Source organism: Streptococcus sp. 2018037 (assembly GCF_019754195.1).
In the GTDB taxonomy this organism is placed as follows: Bacteria; Bacillota; Bacilli; order Lactobacillales; family Streptococcaceae; genus Streptococcus; species Streptococcus hashimotonensis.
The window spans coordinates 37,047-57,344 of sequence record NZ_JAIJZQ010000013.1 but is presented as its reverse complement, the minus strand read 5'-3'; the positions used below and the strand labels follow the sequence as shown (position 1 = coordinate 57,344).

Below are 20,298 nucleotides of genomic sequence, written 5' to 3'. Positions count from 1 at the left end.
TTTAAGACTTTAAATGGGGTAATCGATAAACTTCAAGAGATTATTCAAACCTTAACTGTTTATCAACTCAAATCAATTGTACATAGAGATTGGATATCGGCTATTTTTGATTTTAATTGAGTATTACCAGGTATCTACTCGCTGTCTCCCTACACACCAGAAGAACGGGTTGCCAGAGATTATTTGATAGCGGACCAACCAGCTACTATCCTCAACGTCCTTGATGCAACAAACTTGGAGCGAAATCTCTATCTGACCTTGCAGTTATTAGAAATGGGCTTTCCTATTGTTATCGCCCTCAATATGACAGACGCCCTGAAAAGTCAAGGTCGCTCAATAAACAGCGACCAGCTCTCCTATCAACTGGGAGTTCCTGTACAGCCTATCAGTGCACTAAAAAAGCTAGGTATATCCCAGCTCCTCCATGAAGTAGAAAAAATTACCAATCAGCAAGCCGAGCCAATCTATCCTCAGTATGATAAGCAATTTGAAGCCGGTCTCGCCCAAGTTATTGACCTATTATCGGATTCCATCCCAAATCATCAAAAACGCTTCTACGCCATTAAGCTACTCGAACAAGATCAAGTCATTCTAGATCAATTGCAACTCAATGCACAAGACATGCTTGATTTGACCGAAATCATTGCCATTTTGGAAAAAATTTACGCAGACGATATGGAAGCCATTATCGTCAATCAACGCTACCAATTTATCGAGAAAATCACAGAACTGGTCACAAAAGACAGCGATAAGGCTTTTAACCTGTCTGATAACATAGACCGACTTGTTACCAATCGTTTTCTTGCCCTCCCTATCTTTGCGGCAGTCATGTGGCTGACCTACTTCCTGTCTATTCAAACGGTTGGCACAATGGGGACAGACTGGGTAAATGATGTCCTCTTCGGAGAGCTTGTTCCAGGCCTTATTCAGGAAAATCTAGATCGATTTGAAATCGCTGGCTGGCTACAATCTCTGGTCCTTGATGGCATTATTGCAGGATGCGGAGCCATTCTCGGTTTTGTACCACAAATTTTCGTCCTCTTCGTCTGCTTGGGAATCTTGGAAGACATCGGCTATATGAGCCGAGTCGCCTTTGTCATGGATAGGATTTTTAGACGTTTTGGTCTATCAGGTAAATCCTTTATTCCCATGTTGATTTCCACAGGCTGTGGCGTTCCTGGAGTCATGGCAAGTCGGACTATTGAAAATGAACAGGACCGAAAAATCACCATTATGACAGCAACCTTCATGCCCTGTTCTGCCAAACTTCCTATCATTTCGCTGGTAGCCGGTGCTTTCTTTCCTGACAATCCTTGGATTGCTCCAAGCGCCTATTTTGTCGGTATGGCCGCCATCGTCCTATCCGGAATGGCACTAAAAAAGACCAAGCAGCTCGGTGGAGTCGCAAGCCCCTTTATCATGGAATTACCATCTTATCACTTACCGAAACTCAGTACGGTTCTCCGGTATGCATTCGATAAGGCACTTAGTTTTATCAAACGAGCTGGTACCATTATATTTGTGACCAACATCATTATTTGGTTCAGCAGTTCCTATAATTGGTCCTTACAAATGGTAGAAACAGATGAGAGTATCTTAGCCTCCATTGGACGCAGTTTTTCTCTCCTCTTTGCCCCACTTGGTTTTAGAAATTGGCGAGCAACTGTTGCAGCCATTACAGGTCTCTTAGCCAAGGAAACCGTCATTGCCACCTTTGGTATCCTCTATAAATTAGGAGAAACAACCGAAGAAAATCCCGAACTCTGGGGGCTTTTACAACAAGACTATACAGCATTGTCAGCCTATTCCTTCCTAGTATTCAATCTCCTCTGTGCCCCTTGTTTTGCGGCTATTGGTGCCATTCACCGTGAAATGGGAGAAGCCAAATGGACATGGATTGCTATCGGTTTCCAAACAGGTTTAGCCTATGCAAGTAGTTTGGTTATCTATCAGCTTGGTCTTGTACTTATCTACGGACAATTACCAACCGTCTGGACATTTATCGCTATCTTTCTAATTATCACAGCCATCTACAGCCTAGTGAAAAAACCAGCCAATACTCTTCCAATCGTCACGCTAAAAACATTAGAAAAAGGAGAATATTAATGCCCACACTTATCCTCTTTCTCATCATCGTCATCTTATTTTCTCTTGCTATTCGCAGTCTCATCAAAGGAAATGGATCCTGCGGAGATTGTTCCTGCGACTGTACTATTAAGCAAGAGATGAACGAATCTTCTCACCATAAACATCCATAACAAAAAGGTCTGCCTCATTATTGTGTAGACCTTTTTACATGTAGCTTGTCTATTAAATTTTTAAGTAGCGGTTCATGGAAATGACTGAGCCCAAGGAACCAATAATAATACCAATTACAAAAAGTGCGCCAATCATTCCTGGAACAAAGACATTCATACTAATCAGAGACAAATCTTGACTAGCAAGACTAGCATTTACCGAAGTATAAATCATCTTATAAAGAGAATAGACTAAAGCAGAAGGCAAAATAGCTCCGAGGAGACCTACCCAGGCACCTTCCCAGAGGAATGGTCCACGGATATAACTGTTTTTAGCACCAACCAGACGCATGATCTGAATTTCACGGCTACGAGAAATAATGGTAATTCGAATAGTATTGGAAATCAAGAAAACAGCAGTAAACAGCAATAAGCCAGTTGCTGCCAATCCCCATGTACGAACTAGATTAGCTAATTTAAAAATACGTTCCGTTTCAACTTCCCCATCGCGTACCTCTGTAACACCATCAATTTTAGCAATCTCTGCTGCAACAGTTTTTACATATTGCGGTTCAGTCGTATCAATGATATAAGCATCGTAAAGTGGATTGGCATCTCCTTGGAATAGGTTCCAAGTATCTCCCAAGGTAACTGTTAATTTCTGCAACTGTTCATCCTTACTTGAATAAGTGACAGATTGTACATTTTCTAAGGCTGTAATCTGATTATACACCTTTTTATAATCTGGATTAGCTACCGTCTCTCCTGCTTCGTTCACAATCGTCTCAGCTTGATCGGTTGAGTTCGCTCTCAAATACACATTGATGCGTACATTCTGTTCCAAATCCGAAGCGAGCTTTGCTGTGTTCAAAATAACTGAAGCAAATAGACCAACCAAGGTAAGGGTAATGGCTACAGATGAAATGGCTGCAATCGTCATCCAACCATTTCGCTTCAAACTCTTCAATGACTCAATAAAGTGTCTAAAAAATCGATTACTCATCGTATCCATATTCTCCTTCCGCTTCATCACGTACTACACGACCATCTTCAATCGCAATAACACGATGACGAAGTGTATTCACAATCTGACTATTGTGTGTCGCCATCAAAATCGTTGTCCCCTGTAAGTTAATTCGCTCCAATAGATTCATGATTTCCCAAGAGTTTTCAGGGTCCAAGTTACCAGTTGGTTCATCAGCAATCAATACTTTAGGATTATTTACAATGGCACGGGCAATAGCAATACGCTGTTGCTCACCACCTGAAAGTTCATTTGGGAAAGAACGAATCTTGTGCTTCAAACCAACCAAATCTAAAACTTCCATTACACGTTTCTTGATATTCCGTGGTTTCTCACCGATAACTTCCATCGCATAAGCAATATTTTCAAAGACAGTCTTTTTAGGTAAGAGTTTGTAATCTTGGAAAACCACTCCTACACTACGACGCAGAAGAGGAACATCTCTCTTTTTAATTTTTGCAAGGTCAAACTTACCAACCTTTAGACTCCCCTTATCGAGCTTTTCCTCCCGATACAAGAGTTTAATAAAGGTTGACTTACCTGCACCAGAAGGACCTACAATGTAGGCAAATTCTCCCGCTTCAACATTGACTGATACTCCGCGAAGGGCAGTCGTTCCGTTTCCATATTTCTTGGAAACGTCTTTCATTTCTATTATTCCCATAGGATTTCCTGTCTTAGACAGTCCTTTCTTTAGATTTGAGAACGTTTTTTTCAAAATACAGTCCGTATTCTCTCAAAAAACTTCCTTGATGAGCGAAAAACTCTCTCTTATATACAAGTACCTCACTTGTAAATACAGGTTCTTAGCTAATTCGCCATTTTAAATAAGCATCTATAAAGCCGTCCAAGTCTCCGTCCATAACCTTATCGACTTGAGCCACCTCATAACCAGTACGGTGGTCTTTTACCATTGTATAAGGTGTAAAGACATAAGAACGAATCTGACTTCCCCAAGTGATTTCTTTCTTGTCTCCCTTGAGTGAGTCTACTTCTGCCGCTTTCTTCTCCTGCTCCAATTGATACAATTTAGCCTGCAAGAGTTTCATTGCACGGTCTCGGTTTCCATACTGAGTACGGTCAACTGTGGACTGAGTCACAATACCTGTCGGAATGTGCGTCAATCGAACACCCGTTGAGACCTTGTTGACGTTCTGTCCACCAGCACCTCCTGACCGGAAGGTATCCATCTTCACTTCATCATCTCTGATTTCAATTTCAATGGTATCGTCCAATTCAGGCATCACCTCCACAGATGTAAAGGAAGTATGACGACGCTTAGCTGAGTCAAAAGGTGAGATGCGCACCAACCGATGAACTCCCATTTCTGACTTAAGCAAGCCATAGGCGTTTGGACCAGTAAAGCTTAAAGTTACGGATTTAATACCTGCTTCATCACCAGCTTGATAATCCAAGGTTTCTACTGTAAAACCTTTGGCATTTCCATAACGCTGATACATCCGCAGGAGCATTTCTCCCCAGTCTTGTGCCTCGGTACCACCCGAACCTGGATGGATTTCCAAGATAGCGTTATTGTGATCATAGGGTTCCGACAAGAGCAAAGTCATCTCGTAGGCAGTCATGGCTTTGTCCAATTCTGCCAACTTCTCAACCAGTTCATCCCGAACAGACTCGTCTTCTGCTAGAAAATCTAGCAAAATTTCGGATTCATCATAGAAATCCAACATCTGATGGAAATTTCCATAAGTATTTTTTAATTCATTCAACTCCTGAGATGTCTTTTGTGCAGCCAAATTATCATTCCAGAAATCTGGCTCCGTCATCTTGTTCTCAAGAATGGCAATCTCTTCTTCCAGACCTTCTAAGTCAAAGAGACCCCCTAAAGGAAGTTAATTTTTTGCCAAGTTCTTCAATCTTTTGGCGAATTTCTGCTGTATCCATATACACCTCATTTTTATTCATAATCTTTATTATATCACATTTGCAAGTCCTTGACCATGTTGAGAAAGGCCGTTTGCTCCGCTATAACATCATCATTGTCTGATGAAATACCTGCGATAAAGTCTACCATCTCATCATTGGGTTGTTTGACCAATTGCCCCAAGGCCCAGATAGCCGTTGCCATGTGGACCGGATTTTGTTTTTTATCGATGATTTCTAGGAGTTTGGGAATAGCAGAGCGATCATTACTATTAGCCAAGGCTATGATGGCATTGCGCTGGAGAATATTTTTCCCCCGCCAAGAACCCGCAATCATACCAAATTTTTCCTTGAATTGCCCATTTGACAAGTCCAAGAATGGAATCAGCTCAGGCTCAGCCAAATCAGGGTCGATCTCCACCACAGGTGGACTGGAAATTCCCTTGTTGTAAGGACAACAAATCTGGCAAATATCACAACCATAGATGACCGTCTTGATTTTCTTACGAAACTCCAAGTCCATCATACCCTTATCTTGTGTCTGAAAGGACAGACAGCGACGGGCATTCATGGTCGTATCACCTAATAGACAAGACGTCGGACAGGCTGCAACACAGCGGTTGCAATCGCCACAGTCGTAGTCCACTGGCTTATCAGGCTCAATCTCAAGGTTGGTCACCAACTCGCCCAAAAACATATAGGAACCAAATTCCTTAGAAATAACCAGGCCATTCTTACCGATAAAACCAATGCCTGCTCGTCTGGCAACAGCAGTATCCACCAAGGCACCCGTGTCCACCATGGCCTTGTATTCCAAACCATCCGTCAGTTTTTCAATCCCCCTCGCCAAACGCTCCATCTTATCTTGCAAGATATAATGGTAGTCTAGGCCCCAAGAGCTAGGTGTAATCTTTCCACGTTTGTATTGGGTCTTCTGCGGTTTGACAGGCAAATGTCTAGGATAAGCTACCGTGATAGAAATGATGGTTTTAGCTGATTCTAACGATAATTTGGGACGGATACGTTCTTCAATGTTCTTATGTTCAAAGCCTGACGAACGCCCCTCTTCCTGACTAGCACGAAGTGATTTCTCCAAATAAGCAAAATCATCAGCCGTTGTAAAACCAATCTTCGAAATTCCGATTTCCTGAGATAATTTAATAATCTCTTCCTTAATATTCATTATATTCATTTTAGCAAACTTTGGATATATTTAGCAAGACCTACATAGCTAAATAAGTTATTAATATAACAAAAAACGTTAGCGCAAAACAAAAAATATTCATACGAACATAGGCCTTCTCCCGCCAAATACTGGTCAAGACATACATGACATTAATACCGATTGCTCCCCCTAAGCCGTTAGCCAGTAAATCAGTTATATCTGCAACTCCAAGTAAAAGAAGATATTGCAGAACCTCAAAGCAGAGACTCACTAACATAATCAAACATAGATTAGCCACCCACGATGCCTTGCGAAATAGCATTTCCATATAAATACCAAAGGGAATAAAACTGACAATATTAAATAGAATTTCTGGAAAATCCAGCACTCCATCATAGACTGCTGTTCCTGCAAACGGAATTAAGTTTATACTAGCATAACCATAGCGTCCATATAAGATGCTCAAGTCCATCTTAAAGACAATCATCCAAGTAAGTAAAAGGAGATAGGCAAAAAATAAAAACATACTCATTTTCTTTGTCTGCATAGAAATTCTCCTCTCAACTAGCATATTTTATCATTATATCATAAATGCTGCTCCATAAAATGTCACTTCTGTGACAAAGCTCGTTCCATATTACAAGTACTTTACATCCTGCTAAAAAACAGAAAAGGAAGACAATACCAAGCCTCCCCTTATTCACAAAAATATCTTACTTAAAATGTCTGATGGCTATGCTGAAAAGCCTTATATTGATGGATTTGTAGCATCAAACGCTCAAAGTTCGCCTCCTTACATGCTCGCATGATTAAGAAGCAATCAATAAACTTCCACAAATAAAGTCCCAAAAATAACAAGAACCCAATCAAGATAAATAGCGTAACAAAAGATACTGCAAAAGCAATCAGCTTGGCAAATCCCAATTCTTTATTCCCGACATAAAAACGGTCGACACCAAACTCACCGAAGAAAATAGCCAAAATAAGAGCGACAAGAGGGTGACGCATCTCAACCATCATAAGAACGTTTAAAGCCTCATCATCTAAATCTTCTAGTTCTTTTTGCAGAATGAATAACTTATCAGATGGCAAATAACTGCTTTTACTTAAAATATAATTCTGAAGATAATTCATATAAACTCCTACCTCTTCAAAATTATAGCAGTTTCTTATTCTTCAAGCAAGCCTACAGGGGAAAACAGTGTCAGAAATCGTTTACATATTTTCTTTTTTTGCTATAATGAAACTAGATTACAAGGAGGTTCATATGAGAGTTATTATTCATTATCCAAAACCTATCAAACAACTATCCTCCCAAAGACTACCACTCCTAGTAGACGGAAAAATTGCTGGGACAGTTACTCAAGGAAAAATTCTAAGCTTACCAATTACACAATCATCTGTTATACTAAGCGTTCGAGGGGATAAAAAATCAAGCATTCAAGTTAAAGACGGCGATAGGGTTCAAATAATAGAAAACAGTAAGTACTTCACCCTCTACTATTTCAGCCTGGCTATCCTTCCAATTGTCATCTTTTTCCAATTTTCTACGATGATAAAGATAATCCTACTTGCTACATCTCTAATCTTTACATTTTTGGGACAAGTAATCTTCCCAAAATACATTATCAGTACAGAAAAAAGCTCAGACCACTAAATCTGAGCTTTTTCAAATGATATAGTCTTCAGTTTGCTTTTAGTACAAGGCAACGAGTCGCAGGCTGTACTGAAGTACGGCAAGGCGAGTTAACGAAGTAATAAAAGATAAGCTGAATAACTATATTAGATAGCTTTTTCATCCAATCCCAACTTACGTTGTACAAATTTAACAATTTCTACAACGACAACCATGAGACCTGAACCGATTACTGTTACCATCCATTGAGTCGGAGTCAAGATTGAAACCTTGAAGAAGGTATTGAATCCTGGAATCACAACAGTTGCCATCAAGAGCAAGAAGGCTGCTACGATAGACCAGTTAAAGAGTTTGTTCTTGAATGGACCAACGGTAAAGATAGATTGGTAGACAGACTTAACGTTGAAAGCATGCACCAACTGAATCAATCCAAGAGTAACATATGCCATCGTAAGAGCATCTGCATGGATTTCTTCATAAGTGCTGTGTTCTGGGTAAAGCAGTGCAAAACCATAGACACCAAGTACCAATGCTGTTTGTAGAATACCCTGATAGACAATAGAGCTCAAGACACCACCTGAGAAGAAGCTTGAGTTACGACCACGAGGTTTGTGCTGCATAACACCTGGTTCAGCAGGTTCAACACCAAGGGCAATCGCTGGAAGTGTATCTGTTACCAAGTTAATCCAAAGAAGATGAACTGGCTCCAATACGTCCCAACCAAAGAGGGTTGCAAGGAAGATACACAATACTTCAGCAGTGTTAGCTGACAAGAGATATTGGATCGTTTTTTGGATGTTTGAGAAGACCTTACGTCCTTCTTCCACCGCAACGATAATGGTCGCAAAGTTGTCATCTGCAAGGACCATATCAGAAGCACCTTTCGAAACTTCCGTACCTGTGATACCCATACCGATACCGATGTCGGCTGTCTTAAGTGATGGCGCATCGTTAACACCGTCACCAGTCATGGCAACAACCTTACCATCATTTTGCCAAGCTTTTACAATACGAACCTTGTGTTCTGGAGATACACGAGCATATACAGAATATTGCTTGAAGACTTTTTGGAATTCTTCATCTGTCAATTCGTTGAGCTCTGCACCTGTAAATACATGGTCTTCTGTATCATTTGGATCGATGATGCCAAGACGTTTTGCAATCGCCTCAGCTGTATCTTGGTGGTCACCCGTAATCATGATTGGACGGATACCAGCTTCCTTAGCAACACGAACAGCTTCTGCCGCTTCAGGACGCTCAGGGTCAATCATACCAACCAAACCTGAGAAGACAAGGTCGTTTTCAACAACGTCAGATTCCAATTCAGGAATAGCATCAACATACTTGTATGCCATCATCAAGACACGAAGGGCTTGTTTAGCCAAGTCCTTGTTAGTTGCAAGAATGGCTTGTTTATCCGCATCGGTAATCGGACGAATTGTACCGTTTTCTTCAATTTGCGTTACACGTTTGAGCAATTGGTCTGGAGCACCTTTAACAGCTACGAAGAAGTTTCCAGCAGCTTGTTGGTGAACAGTTGACATCAATTTACGTGTGGAATCAAATGGCAATTCAGCTACACGAGGCTCAGATACCAAGACTTCACGAACGTCAAAGTTTTGATCCAAACCAAATTGAACAAGTGCCGTTTCAGTTGGGTCACCGATCAATTTACCAGTTGGGTCAACTTTTGTATCGTTGGCAAAGTTCATAACACGAAGCGTGGTATTGCTTGCATCCAAAGCTTCTTTAGCATCCACCAATTGACCGTTTGTATAAACTTTTTCAACAGTCATCTGGTTCATAGTCAAGGTACCAGTCTTATCTGATGCGATGATTTCAGTTGAACCAAGTGTTTCAACCGCTGGTAACTTACGGATAATCGAGTTACGCTTAGCCAAGACCTGTGTACCAAGCGAAAGAACCACTGTAACAATAGCTGGCAAACCTTCAGGAATGGCCGCAACCGCAAGAGCTACAGAAGTCATAAGAGCAGGTAAGATACCTTCTCCACGTACAAATACCGAAACAGCCATCGTTACCGCAGCAATTACAAGAACTGCATATGTCAAGACTTTTGATAACTGGTGCAAGTTTTGTTTCAATGGTGTATCAGTCTCATCAGCATTGGCAAGCATACCAGCAATATGACCAACTTCAGTGTACATACCTGTATTTGTAACCACACCAAGACCACGGCCGTAAGTAACGTTTGAGTTTTGGTAAGCCATGTTGACACGGTCACCGATCGGTGCATCTTCAGCCAAAACTGCTGACAAATCTTTATCAACTGGTACAGACTCACCTGTAAGAGCTGCCTCTTCGATTTTGAGGGAGTTAGCTTCCAACAAACGCATATCGGCAGGAACAACATCACCTGCTTCAAGCAAGACGATGTCACCTGGTACCAAGTCTTTAGAATCAACTTCGACTACATGATTGTCACGAAGCGCACGCGCAACTGGGCTTGACATGTTTTTTAGCGCCTCAATGGCTGCCTCTGCTTGCCCTTCTTGATAAACACCAAAGGCTGCGTTCAAGATAACCACGGCCAAGATGATAATGGCATCTGTCAAACCGTGTGAACCTTCTGTAATCACCGTCAAGATTGCTGCTGCAATCAAGATAATGATCATCAAGTCTTTAAACTGATCCAAGAATTTAGCTAAGAGTGTGCGTTTTTCACCCTCATCCAATTCGTTACGACCGTAGTCTGCTAGACGTTTGCTTGCCTCATCACTAGACAAACCGTCTAAAGAAGACCCCATGCTTGACAATACTTGCTCTTCGCTCTGTGTATAAAACAAATCGCGTTTTTGTTCTTTTGACAATTTCCTTCTCCTTCTCGGTCTCTTTTTTACCTAACAAATAAAAAAGAGACCTGTCTTATTAAAACAAGTCTCGCTATTTAATATATTGCCGGAAACAAGTCGGATTGACGACAATATCACGGAAATTTCCGCTAGCTACTCCCTCGATTTGTTAACTATTATATCAAAAATCCCGAGAAATTCAAGAATATTTTTCTGGAAATAAGAGATTATTTCCACGAGATTTCCAAATCATAGGAAGCAAAAACTTGCTGGTTCTCCAATCCCTTTAATTCATATTGCAACTGGACACTTTGATCCGAACGGTTTAATTGGTAATGTTTTGTATCGGTCACAAAATGCTGGATTCCTAACGGTGTAGGAATGGTCACAATAGCTTCTTTACCAGAAATGAATCGCATAATAGACTTCGGAGTGGAAAAGCGTGTCATCACTAACTCTTCTTCGTCACATTTTATGACAACTTTTTCAGATTCATCGTTACTATAAATGAGATAGAGATTGCCGTCTTTTTCCTTGACCTCCACTTGAAATTGCTGATCCACTACCTCAATCTGCCCATCCAAATCAATTTCATTTCGTAAATGAATATACATAGGTCCTCCTACTATTTTTTAATCCTAGTAACAAAGGAAGAACGAAGCAGAGTAAAGCCTGTATACGCTGCAATGAAGACAACCAAAATTTTTAAATTATTAATATCTAAATTTGATAAGAAGAAAGCGGCTGTCAAAACCCCCAGCACCCCACCGACAATGATTCCTGGAACTCCTGGCCAGTTTACTCGTCCTGATTGGATAAACTGCTTGGCACCAGCTGTCATAATCATAGCAGCATTCAACATCATGACCGGAAGAGCAACCGCTGGACTAATTCCCATCAATGAGAAGAAGATTAACTCAGGAGCATAGTTACCCAGCCCCATACTCATCAGCATTCCCACCATAAAATCAAAGGCAATACCAACAGCCAGTTTCCAACCAGTTAAGCCCTTTACTTCATTGGTAAGATCTGCGCCAGGGTTAGTAATCATGCGATAGACCATGAAACAGGCTGCAATAATTAGCAAAATCCCAAGAATTCGTTGAACTTTCTTTGTATCCCATTTTTGAGTTACCTTGGCACCAACAAAGGCACCCGTAAATGCCGCTACTGCCATAGCAATCAGAGTGACCATGTCAACCTCAACTATCGTAATAAACAATAGCGCCTCTACTAAGACTGGTATGATGTGCGCCGTTGTCATGGTCGCAGGAATTTTACGATCGTCTTCCACCAACTTTGTCAGTTTAAACATAGTGGTTGTCGTTGCAAAGGTTCCAATCCCCAAGGTGTCTAGCAAATCAGTAACATAACCGATACCAAATCCTGTCCAAAATTTCTCTTTTAGAGAAATATCGTGCTTTTTAGCATAGGATAGAATTGTGTAAAGCATCCAAAGAATCAGGGCTATAATAAAGACCTGAATAGTTAATAAGATAATTTGATTATTCATTTCTCCATTATACCAAAAGATTCCTTTGGATACATAGCAATATCCTTGTGTTTTAGAAAAATCAGGAATTTATCTCCCTTTTTTGTTATAATAAAACTATGATAGAAAAAGTATTTCGCGATCCAGTTCATAACTATGTACATGTTGATCATGAGCTGATTTATAAACTTATCAATACAAAAGAATTTCAGCGACTACGCCGCATCAAGCAACTAGGGACTACTTCCTATACCTTCCATGGTGGCGAGCATAGCCGCTTTTCGCACTGCCTTGGCGCCTACGAAATCGCCAGACGGATTACTCAAAAATTTGAAGACAAGTATCCACAAATCTGGGATACAAATGAGTCCCTACTGACCATGGTTGCTGCGCTACTCCATGATGTCGGACACGGAGCCTATTCTCATACCTTCGAGCGTCTATTTGATACAGACCATGAGGAAATGACCTGTGCTATTATTACTAGTCCAGAAACGGAGATCAATGCTCTGTTGAAACAAGTTTCGCCTGAGTTTCCAGACAAGGTTGCTAGTGTTATCAAACACACCTATCCAAATAAACAGGTCGTTCAACTCATTTCGAGCCAGATTGATGTTGACCGAATGGATTATCTATTGCGAGATTCCTACTTCACAGGAGCGAACTATGGTGAATTTGACCTAACTAGGATATTACGTGTCATTCGCCCGACAGAAAATGGAATTGCCTTCAAAGAATCTGGTATGCATGCAGTAGAAGACTACGTTCTCAGCCGCTACCAGATGTACATGCAAGTCTATTTTCATCCAGCAAGCCGCTCTATGGAAGTCCTATTGCAGAATTTACTCAATCGTGCCAAACTACTATATACTAGTGAACAGGAGTTTTTTACACGAACCTCACCTCGACTATTACCTTTTTTTGAGCATCGTATCCGTCTAACCGACTACCTCAGTCTGGATGATGGAGTTATGAATGCTTACTTTCAATCATGGATAGATGGACCAGATCGTATTTTATCTGACTTAGCCCAGCGCTATATCAATAGGAAAGTGCTCAAATCCATCACTTTCAAGGCCGAAGAAGAGGAAGCTTTGGACCGCCTGCGTAGCCTGGTCGCAGATGTCGGGTTTGACCCAGAATACTATACTGCTATTCACCACAACTTCGATTTGCCGTATGACATTTACCGTCCGAATGCAGAAAAGAAACGGACTCAAATTGAGATTTATCGCAAAGATGAAACCTTGGTAGAACTATCCTCTCTATCACCAATTGTTCACTCCCTATCAGGCACAATCCACGGCGATAGCCGTTTCTATTTCCCAAAAGAAATGTTAGAAGAAACAGGGATTTTCGCACCTCAAATAGCTGATTTTAACAGCCATATACATAACGATCATTTTATAATTGGAGAATCAAATGAGCATTAAACTTGTCGCCATCGATATTGATGGTACACTACTAAATAGTCAACACCAAATTACAGCTGAAGTGCATTCAGCAATCCAAGAAGCAAAAAAAGCAGGCGTTAAAATTGTTATTGCTACTGGTCGCCCCATTTCCGGTGTTCAAGCAATTTTAGAAGAACTCAATCTTACAGAAGCAGGTGACTACGTCATCACTTTTAACGGTGGCTTAGTCCAAGATGCAGCAACTGGTGAGGATATTGTCAAAGATACCTTGACTTATGAAGATTATCTTGACATCGAATCTGCTGCCCGTAAACTCAAGCTCCCAATGCATGCCAGCACCAAGGAAGGTATCTATACTGCCAACCGTAACATCGGTAAATACACCATTTACGAATCAACACTAGTAAGTGCACCCATTTTCTATCGCACTCCGGAAGAAATGGCTGACAAGGAAATCATCAAAACAATGATGGTTGATGAACCAGAAATTCTTGATGCTGCTATTCCACTTCTACCGACCAGCTTGACTGAAAAGTACAACGTAGCAAAATCAGCACCATTTTATTTGGAAATCACCCCTAAAACTGTTAACAAGGGACAAGCTATCATTCATCTAGCTGAGAAGCTTGGACTAACTATGGATCAAACTATGGCCATCGGTGACCAAGAAAATGACCGTCCAATGTTGGAAGTTGTTGGTAATCCTGTTGTCATGGAAAACGGAAATCCTGAACTGAAGAAAATCGCTAAATACATTACGAAGTCAAATGATGAGAGCGGTGTAGCCCACGCTCTGAGAGAATGGGTACTGAAATAACCTCTTAAAATAGCAAAAAAAGCATCGGATTCAAAAGCCGATGCTTTTTGTTATAGTCTTTTAGTTTACTTTTAGTACTAGGCAACGAGCTGCAGACAGTACTGGAGTACGGCAAAGCGAGTTAACGAAGTAATAAAAGAAAAACTAAATGACTATATTAAAAGTTCAACAAAGCCAAGAAACTTTCTGCTTCAAGTGATGCACCACCAACAAGCGCACCGTCAACGTCTGGACATGCCATGTATTCAGCAACGTTTGATGGGTTTACAGAACCACCGTATTGAACGCGAACCTTGTCTGCAACTTCTTGACCGAAATCAGCAGCAACAACGTCACGAACAGCTTTACACATGTTTTGTGCATCATCTTTAGTAGCTGATTTACCAGTACCGATTGCCCAGATTGGCTCATAAGCAATAACAAGTGATGCTACTTGTTCAGCAGTCAAGTCTTTCAAAGCTGCAGAAACTTGTGCACCTACAAATTCTACTGCTTTACCAGCTTCGTAAGTTTCAAGTGACTCACCACAACAGATGATTGGAGTCAAACCGTTACGGAAGATTGCATGAGCTTTTTTATTAATATCTTCATCAGTTTCGTGGAAGTAATCACGACGCTCTGAGTGACCGATAACAACATAGTTAACACCCATTTCAGCCAATACTTTTGGAGATGTTTCACCAGTGAAGGCACCTGCATCTTCAAAGTAGCAGTTTTGAGCAGCGACTTTCAATTCAGAATCTTTAGCGAACCACAAAAGAGCGTTCAAATCTACAGCTGGAGCTGCGATAGCAGCTTCAATTTTGTCGCCTGCAGGCAATTTTCCTGCAATTGCCTCAACGAAAGCTTGTGCTTCTTGAGGATTTTTGTTCATTTTCCAGTTACCGGCAATGATTGGTTTACGTGACATTTCACTTACCTCTTCTATATTTATTGTACAAGGTACATTATAGCATAAACTTAGCTAAGATTAAAGAATTTCTGTGCATTTTATGAATACTTACAGAAAAACTCTCTACCCGAAAGTAGAGAGTTACAATTAAGTTGTCTGACTATAATTGTTATTTCTGGGAACTCAATCGAATTAAGCTTCGATTTCTGTAACCATACCTGAACCAACAGTACGTCCACCTTCACGGATAGAGAAAGTAGTACCTTGTTCAACGGCGATTGGGTGGATCAATTCAACGTCGATAGTAACGTTATCACCAGGCATTACCATTTCAGTACCTTCTGGCAATTTGATTGAACCAGTTACGTCAGTTGTACGGAAGTAGAACTGTGGACGGTAGTTGTCGAAGAATGGAGTGTGACGTCCACCTTCTTCTTTAGTAAGGATGTAAACTTCACCTTTGAATTTAGTGTGTGGGTTGATAGAACCTGGTTTAGAGATAACTTGACCACGTTCGATTTCATCACGTTGTACACCACGAAGAAGCACACCAACGTTATCGCCGGCAAGACCTTCGTCAAGTTGTTTACGGAACATTTCAACACCAGTAACAACTGCTTTAGATTTTTCTTCTTGAAGACCTACGATTTCGATTTCGTCGTTGACACGAACAGTACCACGGTCGATACGTCCTGAAGCTACAGTACCACGACCAGTGATTGAGAATACGTCCTCGACTGGAAGCAACAATGGTTTGTCAGTGTCGCGTTCTGGTTCTGGAATGTACTCATCAACTGTGTTCATCAATTCCATAACGATGTCTTCGTACTTAGAGTCACCTTCAAGAGCTTTAAGAGCTGAACCTTGGATAACTGGAAGATCATCACCTGGGAAATCGTATTCTGAAAGAAGGTCACGGATTTCCATTTCAACCAACTCAAGCAATTCTTCATCGTCAACCAAGTCAACTTTGTTCATGAAGACGATAAGGTGTTTAACACCAACCTGACGTGAAAGAAGGATGTGCTCACGAGTTTGTGGCATTGGACCGTCAGTTGAAGCTACTACAAGGATCGCACCATCCATCTGAGCAGCACCAGTGATCATGTTTTTAACGTAGTCCGCGTGTCCTGGAGCGTCGATGTGAGCATAGTGACGTTTTTCAGTTTCGTACTCAACGTGTGCAGTGTTGATAGTGATACCGCGCTCGCGCTCTTCTGGAGCAGCATCGATAGACGCATAGTCTTTAGGTTGGTTAACTGATGAAGGCAAGCGACGTGCCAATACAGTTGTGATAGCTGCTGTCAAAGTAGTTTTACCGTGGTCAACGTGTCCAATTGTACCAATGTTAACGTGTGGTTTACTACGATCGTATTTTTCTTTTGCCATTTTGGTAAAAGCCTCCAATAAAATATATTTTATAGATAGACAGTAGGCAATACAGTCTAACTTTACCTTACTATTCTATCAAATTGTAGCAGAATTGCAAGCATTTTCTATCGTTTTTTATTTTATCCATTTTCTGCAAGGGCTATTAGCTTCGCTCATAACCTTTTTTATCATCCCATTTTATGCTATTACTCAACTAAAATACCTCACTTCTATAGGGATATTGATGTTACCATAGCTACAAGGTGCCACAAATACGAGACTACTGCAACAGACCTTTCTCCGTTCAGTCATCCTACGACTCCCTGGCAAGCCTCTTGCTATAAGTATTGAAAATATATTGACTATTTTCACTTAATGATGCAGTTGATAATAAGGCTGAATAGGGATGGACGCGCCAATACTAGAAGCATAGATCCAGTCCTTGCCTTCCAACTGAGCAAAGTCTTCTGCTTTTCCTGTCAGGATAATGCCTGCGAACTCCAACTGATCAATCTCTTCTTGTTTGGTAAAGTCGGTGTTACCAAACTTATCGACAAAGGCCTGCAAGTCATTCAAAGGAAGGACAATATCAGATTCAAGCAATTTGACCAATACATCTTGGGCAATATCCTGACTGTCAGCTGGACTGGCTCCTGATTTTTGCAGATAGTAGGAAATCTCCTCTGCAATACCAATGACTTCTTTTTCATATTGATCAAGTTTGATACTCATCTCCTCCTTTCACTAATAAAACGAATAAGGGATAATTTGGTTACGCTTTCTTATAATTATTATATATTTTTAGAATAGAAAAAAACAACCTCCGAAGAAGTTGTTTTGTAGTGGTATTAACCTGAGTTGCGCAAACCTGTCGCCACACCATTGATGGTAATATGAATGAGATTCTCTTGTTCTTTGCTCAATTCTCCACGACGAAGACGATGAATTAATTCAATCTGAATATAGTTGAGCACATTGAAATAAGGCATGCGATAATCAAGACTGGCTTTTAGGAACGGTAGTTCTGCTAAAAGCTCATCATTTTGCTCGATTGATAAAATGATTTCTTTGGTCAACTGCCATTCATCTAAAATGACATGGAAGATATTTCGTACCTCTTCGCTTTCACACATTTTAGCATACTCAAATGCGATATTCATATTGGATTTAGACAATACCATATCCACGTTTGATAGAAGTGAACGGAAGAATGGCCAAGATTCGTACATTTTTTGTAACTTAGACAAATTATCAGGGTGCTTATCAATAAAGCGTTTGAAACTTGAACCAACTCCATACCAACCTGGCAACATGACACGGTTTTGTGACCAGGAGAATACCCATGGAATCGCACGCAAACCACCGATTTCTGTGATGGTTTTTCGAGCCGCTGGACGTGAGCCAATGTTCAAGCTTGATACTTCACGAATTGGACTAGCGGCAAAGAAATAATCATAAAAATGTGGATTGTTGAACACAAGATCTCTATAAATACGATAGCTATCTGATACAATTTCATCCATGGTTTCGCGATAGCCATCGATTTCATTTGGATCGGTAATCATTTGTGTGACCATACGGTCAAGCGTTGCAGATACCAGCATTTCTAAATTATAGTAGGCTGCGTCTTTGTTACCGTATTTATTGCCTATCACTTCGCCTTGTTCTGTCAAACGAAGCCGGTCCTTGATGGAACCAAATGGCTGAGATGTAATCGCATCGTAGGAAGGACCACCACCACGACCAACAGTACCACCACGACCGTGGAAGAAGGTAATGTTTACTCCGTAGTCTTGACCAATTTGCGTCAATTCATTCTGTGCTTTGTAGAGTGTCCAGCCGGAGGACAGGTAGCCACCATCCTTGTTGGAATCTGAGTAGCCAAGCATGATTTCTTGGTAGTATTTATTGCCTGCAATCCAACGTTTCGCTAAATCTAATTGCAGATATTGACGCATGGTATCAGGTGCATTATCTAAGTCCTCGATTGTCTCAAAAAGTGGAACAATCTGAACACGGGCCTTATCGACATCTACTAGACCAACTTCTTTTAATAGGACAGCTAATTCCAGCAAATCAGAAACACTCTCCGAGTGTGAAATAATATGTTGCTTGATGATTTCCTCACCTAGCTTATCTTTCAATTCACGCGCAGCAGCAAAGATAGCCAATTCTTTTTCTAATTGTTCTGACTTTGGCATGTGCGTTGCAGAAAGAATGCGTGGATCAGTTTCCAACTGTTTCAAAAGAACATGGCATTTAGCTTCCTCAGATAAACTGGAGTAGTCTTCCACGATACGGGCAGAAGCCAATAGTTCCGCAACACTTGCTTCATGAATAGAAGAGTCTTGGCGCATATCGATACTAGCTAGGTAGAAACCAAACGCTTCAACCGCTTCAAGTAATTCTGTAAAATCACCTTTCAATAGCGCCATAGATTTATTTTCAATCAAAGATTGTTTGATGGCTAATAAATCAGCTTTAAACTCGGCTACATTACCATAGCGAACATCTGACGGCTTATTGTGAACTAGATAATCTCTTGTATTTGCAAGTTTCATCTGAATATAGTGAAAAGCACGACGATAAGGCTCATTTTCACGGTAGACAGAACTATCTTCAGATAAATCCGCCAGCATCTTAACCGCTGTAGATACATTCACAATGGAAGTTGAGAGCGAAAAATTCCGATAGAGTTTATAGAGTTGCTCATCGTAATAATTCATAATGACTTCACACTGAGTCAAGGCCGACAGCTTCAAGGTCTCTGCAGTAACAAATGGATTTCCATCACGGTCTCCCCCAATCCACATACCCATTGTAATTGGACGAGGGTTATTTAAGGCGATTCCTTTCTCAGCAGCCAAACGTTTGTATTCCCGCTGCAACTTAGTGACAGCCTTAATAAAGGAAGAATTGTAATACTCCATAACGTTTGTGATTTCGTTGGTTACCTTCAACTTCTTCTCACGAATCATATCCGTCTGCATGATAATTTCAATGTAACAACGGAGCTCATCTTCCCATTTGTTTTTATTGAGCAAGCCCAATTTTACATCGCGATAACGACGAAGCAACTCATGAATATGCTTGGTTAAATCAAGCATAGACTGGCGTTGAACCTGAGTAGGATGGGCTGTCAAGACTGGAACAACATTCAACTTTTCAAGGATTTCAGCTGCATTTTCTTGTTTGGAAACCATATCAATTGTTGTTGAAATCTTGCCAAGATAGTCTTGATCAATATTGTTTTGGTGATTGATTTCATAGGCTAAGTCAACATCTTCTGATATATTAATCAAAAGTGGCAAAACAGCAAAATATCTAGAAATAACTGCTAGTTCATCATTATTCAACTGACTGATAATAGCAATCAATGCCTGATAATCATCCTGACGAGACAATTGAGATAATTCTACAATTTTAGCAAAAGTCTCTGCAGGCATCATTTGAGCTGCTACTTCTTCCAAAATAGATGTTAGAATCGTTACTTCTTCACGGATTGCTTCCTTGTTGTTATAGTTTTCTAATTTTTGAATAGCCATCTCCTACCTC

The 20,298-nt window shown here is 40.7% G+C and carries 16 protein-coding genes and 3 pseudogenes; 5 read left to right on the top strand and 14 right to left on the bottom strand.

Translation table 11 applies throughout. The annotated features are described in order from the left end of the window. Nucleotides 1-123 precede the first annotated feature (123 nt). Both feoB and K5Q29_RS06370 read left to right on the top strand, forming a co-directional pair. Nucleotides 124-2,106 (top strand): annotated as a pseudogene (gene feoB / locus K5Q29_RS06375) (ferrous iron transport protein B); the annotation flags it as partial. Beyond that, on the top strand, nt 2,106-2,258 hold the full coding sequence (locus K5Q29_RS06370; RefSeq protein ID WP_105138960.1) for a FeoB-associated Cys-rich membrane protein: 153 nt from the start codon (nt 2,106-2,108) through the stop codon (nt 2,256-2,258). The pseudogene feoB and the gene K5Q29_RS06370, both read left to right, overlap by 1 nt. A gap of 52 nt (nt 2,259-2,310) precedes the next feature. Here K5Q29_RS06370 and ftsX read toward each other — a convergent pair whose 3' ends face one another. The 6 genes from ftsX to K5Q29_RS06340 all read right to left on the bottom strand — a co-directional run bounded on the left by ftsX (nt 2,311) and on the right by K5Q29_RS06340 (nt 7,441). Beyond that, the gene (ftsX, locus tag K5Q29_RS06365) at nt 2,311-3,240 is read right to left on the bottom strand and encodes a permease-like cell division protein FtsX (RefSeq protein ID WP_221877064.1); all 930 of its coding nucleotides are present in this window, start codon (nt 3,238-3,240) and stop codon (nt 2,311-2,313) included. Continuing rightward, the gene (ftsE, locus tag K5Q29_RS06360; RefSeq protein ID WP_002936190.1) at nt 3,233-3,925 is read right to left on the bottom strand and encodes a cell division ATP-binding protein FtsE; all 693 of its coding nucleotides are present in this window, start codon (nt 3,923-3,925) and stop codon (nt 3,233-3,235) included. The genes ftsX and ftsE overlap by 8 nt, the downstream gene beginning before the upstream one ends. A gap of 142 nt (nt 3,926-4,067) precedes the next feature. After that, nucleotides 4,068-5,163 (bottom strand): peptide chain release factor 2 gene (prfB, locus tag K5Q29_RS06355; protein WP_105138959.1). Its coding sequence is split into 2 segments (ribosomal slippage): nt 4,068-5,090 and nt 5,092-5,163, totalling 1,095 coding nucleotides; the frame shifts between segments, so codons are not numbered across the junction. A 34-nt stretch (nt 5,164-5,197) separates the two neighbouring features. After that, nucleotides 5,198-6,325, bottom strand: coding sequence for a tRNA epoxyqueuosine(34) reductase QueG (gene queG / locus K5Q29_RS06350; protein WP_221877063.1), 1,128 nt, complete (start codon nt 6,323-6,325; stop codon nt 5,198-5,200). Between the two features lie 40 nt (nt 6,326-6,365). Then, the gene (locus tag K5Q29_RS06345) at nt 6,366-6,854 is read right to left on the bottom strand and encodes a VanZ family protein (RefSeq protein WP_024406710.1); all 489 of its coding nucleotides are present in this window, start codon (nt 6,852-6,854) and stop codon (nt 6,366-6,368) included. 170 nt (nt 6,855-7,024) lie between these two features. Beyond that, entirely contained in the window at nt 7,025-7,441 is a 417-nt protein-coding gene (locus tag K5Q29_RS06340) for a TM2 domain-containing protein (protein WP_105138958.1), read from the bottom strand. A 133-nt stretch (nt 7,442-7,574) separates the two neighbouring features. Here K5Q29_RS06340 and K5Q29_RS06335 point away from each other — a divergent pair, with 133 nt between their 5' ends. Continuing rightward, on the top strand, nt 7,575-7,964 hold the full coding sequence (locus K5Q29_RS06335) for a hypothetical protein (protein WP_105138957.1): 390 nt from the start codon (nt 7,575-7,577) through the stop codon (nt 7,962-7,964). Nucleotides 7,965-8,089: 125 nt separating this feature from the next. Here the strand turns inward: K5Q29_RS06335 and K5Q29_RS06330 are convergent, their stop codons facing one another. The 3 genes from K5Q29_RS06330 to K5Q29_RS06320 all read right to left on the bottom strand — a co-directional run bounded on the left by K5Q29_RS06330 (nt 8,090) and on the right by K5Q29_RS06320 (nt 12,269). Further along, entirely contained in the window at nt 8,090-10,774 is a 2,685-nt protein-coding gene (locus K5Q29_RS06330) for a cation-translocating P-type ATPase (protein WP_105138956.1), read from the bottom strand. Between the two features lie 209 nt (nt 10,775-10,983). Beyond that, entirely contained in the window at nt 10,984-11,370 is a 387-nt protein-coding gene (locus tag K5Q29_RS06325) for a DUF1934 domain-containing protein (RefSeq protein ID WP_105138955.1), read from the bottom strand. Nucleotides 11,371-11,381: 11 nt separating this feature from the next. Then, nucleotides 11,382-12,269, bottom strand: a complete 888-nt coding sequence (locus tag K5Q29_RS06320; protein WP_024406705.1) for a sulfite exporter TauE/SafE family protein — start codon at nt 12,267-12,269, stop codon at nt 11,382-11,384. A 98-nt stretch (nt 12,270-12,367) separates the two neighbouring features. Here K5Q29_RS06320 and K5Q29_RS06315 point away from each other — a divergent pair, with 98 nt between their 5' ends. Continuing rightward, on the top strand, nt 12,368-13,681 hold the full coding sequence (locus K5Q29_RS06315; RefSeq protein ID WP_105138954.1) for an HD domain-containing protein: 1,314 nt from the start codon (nt 12,368-12,370) through the stop codon (nt 13,679-13,681). Beyond that, the gene (gene yidA / locus K5Q29_RS06310; protein ID WP_024377408.1) at nt 13,671-14,480 is read left to right on the top strand and encodes a sugar-phosphatase; all 810 of its coding nucleotides are present in this window, start codon (nt 13,671-13,673) and stop codon (nt 14,478-14,480) included. The genes K5Q29_RS06315 and yidA overlap by 11 nt, the downstream gene beginning before the upstream one ends. Nucleotides 14,481-14,637: 157 nt before the next feature. Here the strand turns inward: yidA and tpiA are convergent, their stop codons facing one another. From tpiA to ppc, 5 genes and pseudogenes are all read right to left on the bottom strand, one after another. Next, entirely contained in the window at nt 14,638-15,390 is a 753-nt protein-coding gene (gene tpiA, locus K5Q29_RS06305; protein ID WP_004298713.1) for a triose-phosphate isomerase, read from the bottom strand. A gap of 174 nt (nt 15,391-15,564) precedes the next feature. Further along, on the bottom strand, nt 15,565-16,761 hold the full coding sequence (tuf, locus tag K5Q29_RS06300; RefSeq protein ID WP_012775011.1) for an elongation factor Tu: 1,197 nt from the start codon (nt 16,759-16,761) through the stop codon (nt 15,565-15,567). A gap of 354 nt (nt 16,762-17,115) precedes the next feature. Then, nucleotides 17,116-17,325 (bottom strand): annotated as a pseudogene (locus K5Q29_RS10915) (hypothetical protein); the annotation flags it as partial. Continuing rightward, nucleotides 17,320-17,475: pseudogene (locus K5Q29_RS10910) on the bottom strand (RNA polymerase subunit sigma-70); the annotation flags it as partial. The pseudogenes K5Q29_RS10910 and K5Q29_RS10915, both read right to left, overlap by 6 nt. Before the next feature lie 116 nt (nt 17,476-17,591). Continuing rightward, nucleotides 17,592-20,288, bottom strand: coding sequence for a phosphoenolpyruvate carboxylase (gene ppc, locus K5Q29_RS06285; RefSeq protein WP_024418009.1), 2,697 nt, complete (start codon nt 20,286-20,288; stop codon nt 17,592-17,594). Nucleotides 20,289-20,298: the final 10 nt, after the last annotated feature.

What these genes read in the sequence shown, in the direction of transcription:
- K5Q29_RS06370 (WP_105138960.1), top strand. Translation starts at nt 2,106, where the DNA reads ATGCCCACACTTATCCTCTTTCTCATCATCGTCATCTTATTTTCTCTT.
- ftsX (WP_221877064.1), bottom strand. Translation starts at nt 3,240, where the DNA reads ATGAGTAATCGATTTTTTAGACACTTTATTGAGTCATTGAAGAGTTTG.
- ftsE (WP_002936190.1), bottom strand. Translation starts at nt 3,925, where the DNA reads ATGGGAATAATAGAAATGAAAGACGTTTCCAAGAAATATGGAAACGGA.
- queG (WP_221877063.1), bottom strand. Translation starts at nt 6,325, where the DNA reads ATGAATATTAAGGAAGAGATTATTAAATTATCTCAGGAAATCGGAATT.
- K5Q29_RS06345 (WP_024406710.1), bottom strand. Translation starts at nt 6,854, where the DNA reads ATGCAGACAAAGAAAATGAGTATGTTTTTATTTTTTGCCTATCTCCTT.
- K5Q29_RS06340 (WP_105138958.1), bottom strand. Translation starts at nt 7,441, where the DNA reads ATGAATTATCTTCAGAATTATATTTTAAGTAAAAGCAGTTATTTGCCA.
- K5Q29_RS06335 (WP_105138957.1), top strand. Translation starts at nt 7,575, where the DNA reads ATGAGAGTTATTATTCATTATCCAAAACCTATCAAACAACTATCCTCC.
- K5Q29_RS06325 (WP_105138955.1), bottom strand. Translation starts at nt 11,370, where the DNA reads ATGTATATTCATTTACGAAATGAAATTGATTTGGATGGGCAGATTGAG.
- K5Q29_RS06320 (WP_024406705.1), bottom strand. Translation starts at nt 12,269, where the DNA reads ATGAATAATCAAATTATCTTATTAACTATTCAGGTCTTTATTATAGCC.
- K5Q29_RS06315 (WP_105138954.1), top strand. Translation starts at nt 12,368, where the DNA reads ATGATAGAAAAAGTATTTCGCGATCCAGTTCATAACTATGTACATGTT.
- yidA (WP_024377408.1), top strand. Translation starts at nt 13,671, where the DNA reads ATGAGCATTAAACTTGTCGCCATCGATATTGATGGTACACTACTAAAT.
- tpiA (WP_004298713.1), bottom strand. Translation starts at nt 15,390, where the DNA reads ATGTCACGTAAACCAATCATTGCCGGTAACTGGAAAATGAACAAAAAT.
- tuf (WP_012775011.1), bottom strand. Translation starts at nt 16,761, where the DNA reads ATGGCAAAAGAAAAATACGATCGTAGTAAACCACACGTTAACATTGGT.
- ppc (WP_024418009.1), bottom strand. Translation starts at nt 20,288, where the DNA reads ATGGCTATTCAAAAATTAGAAAACTATAACAACAAGGAAGCAATCCGT.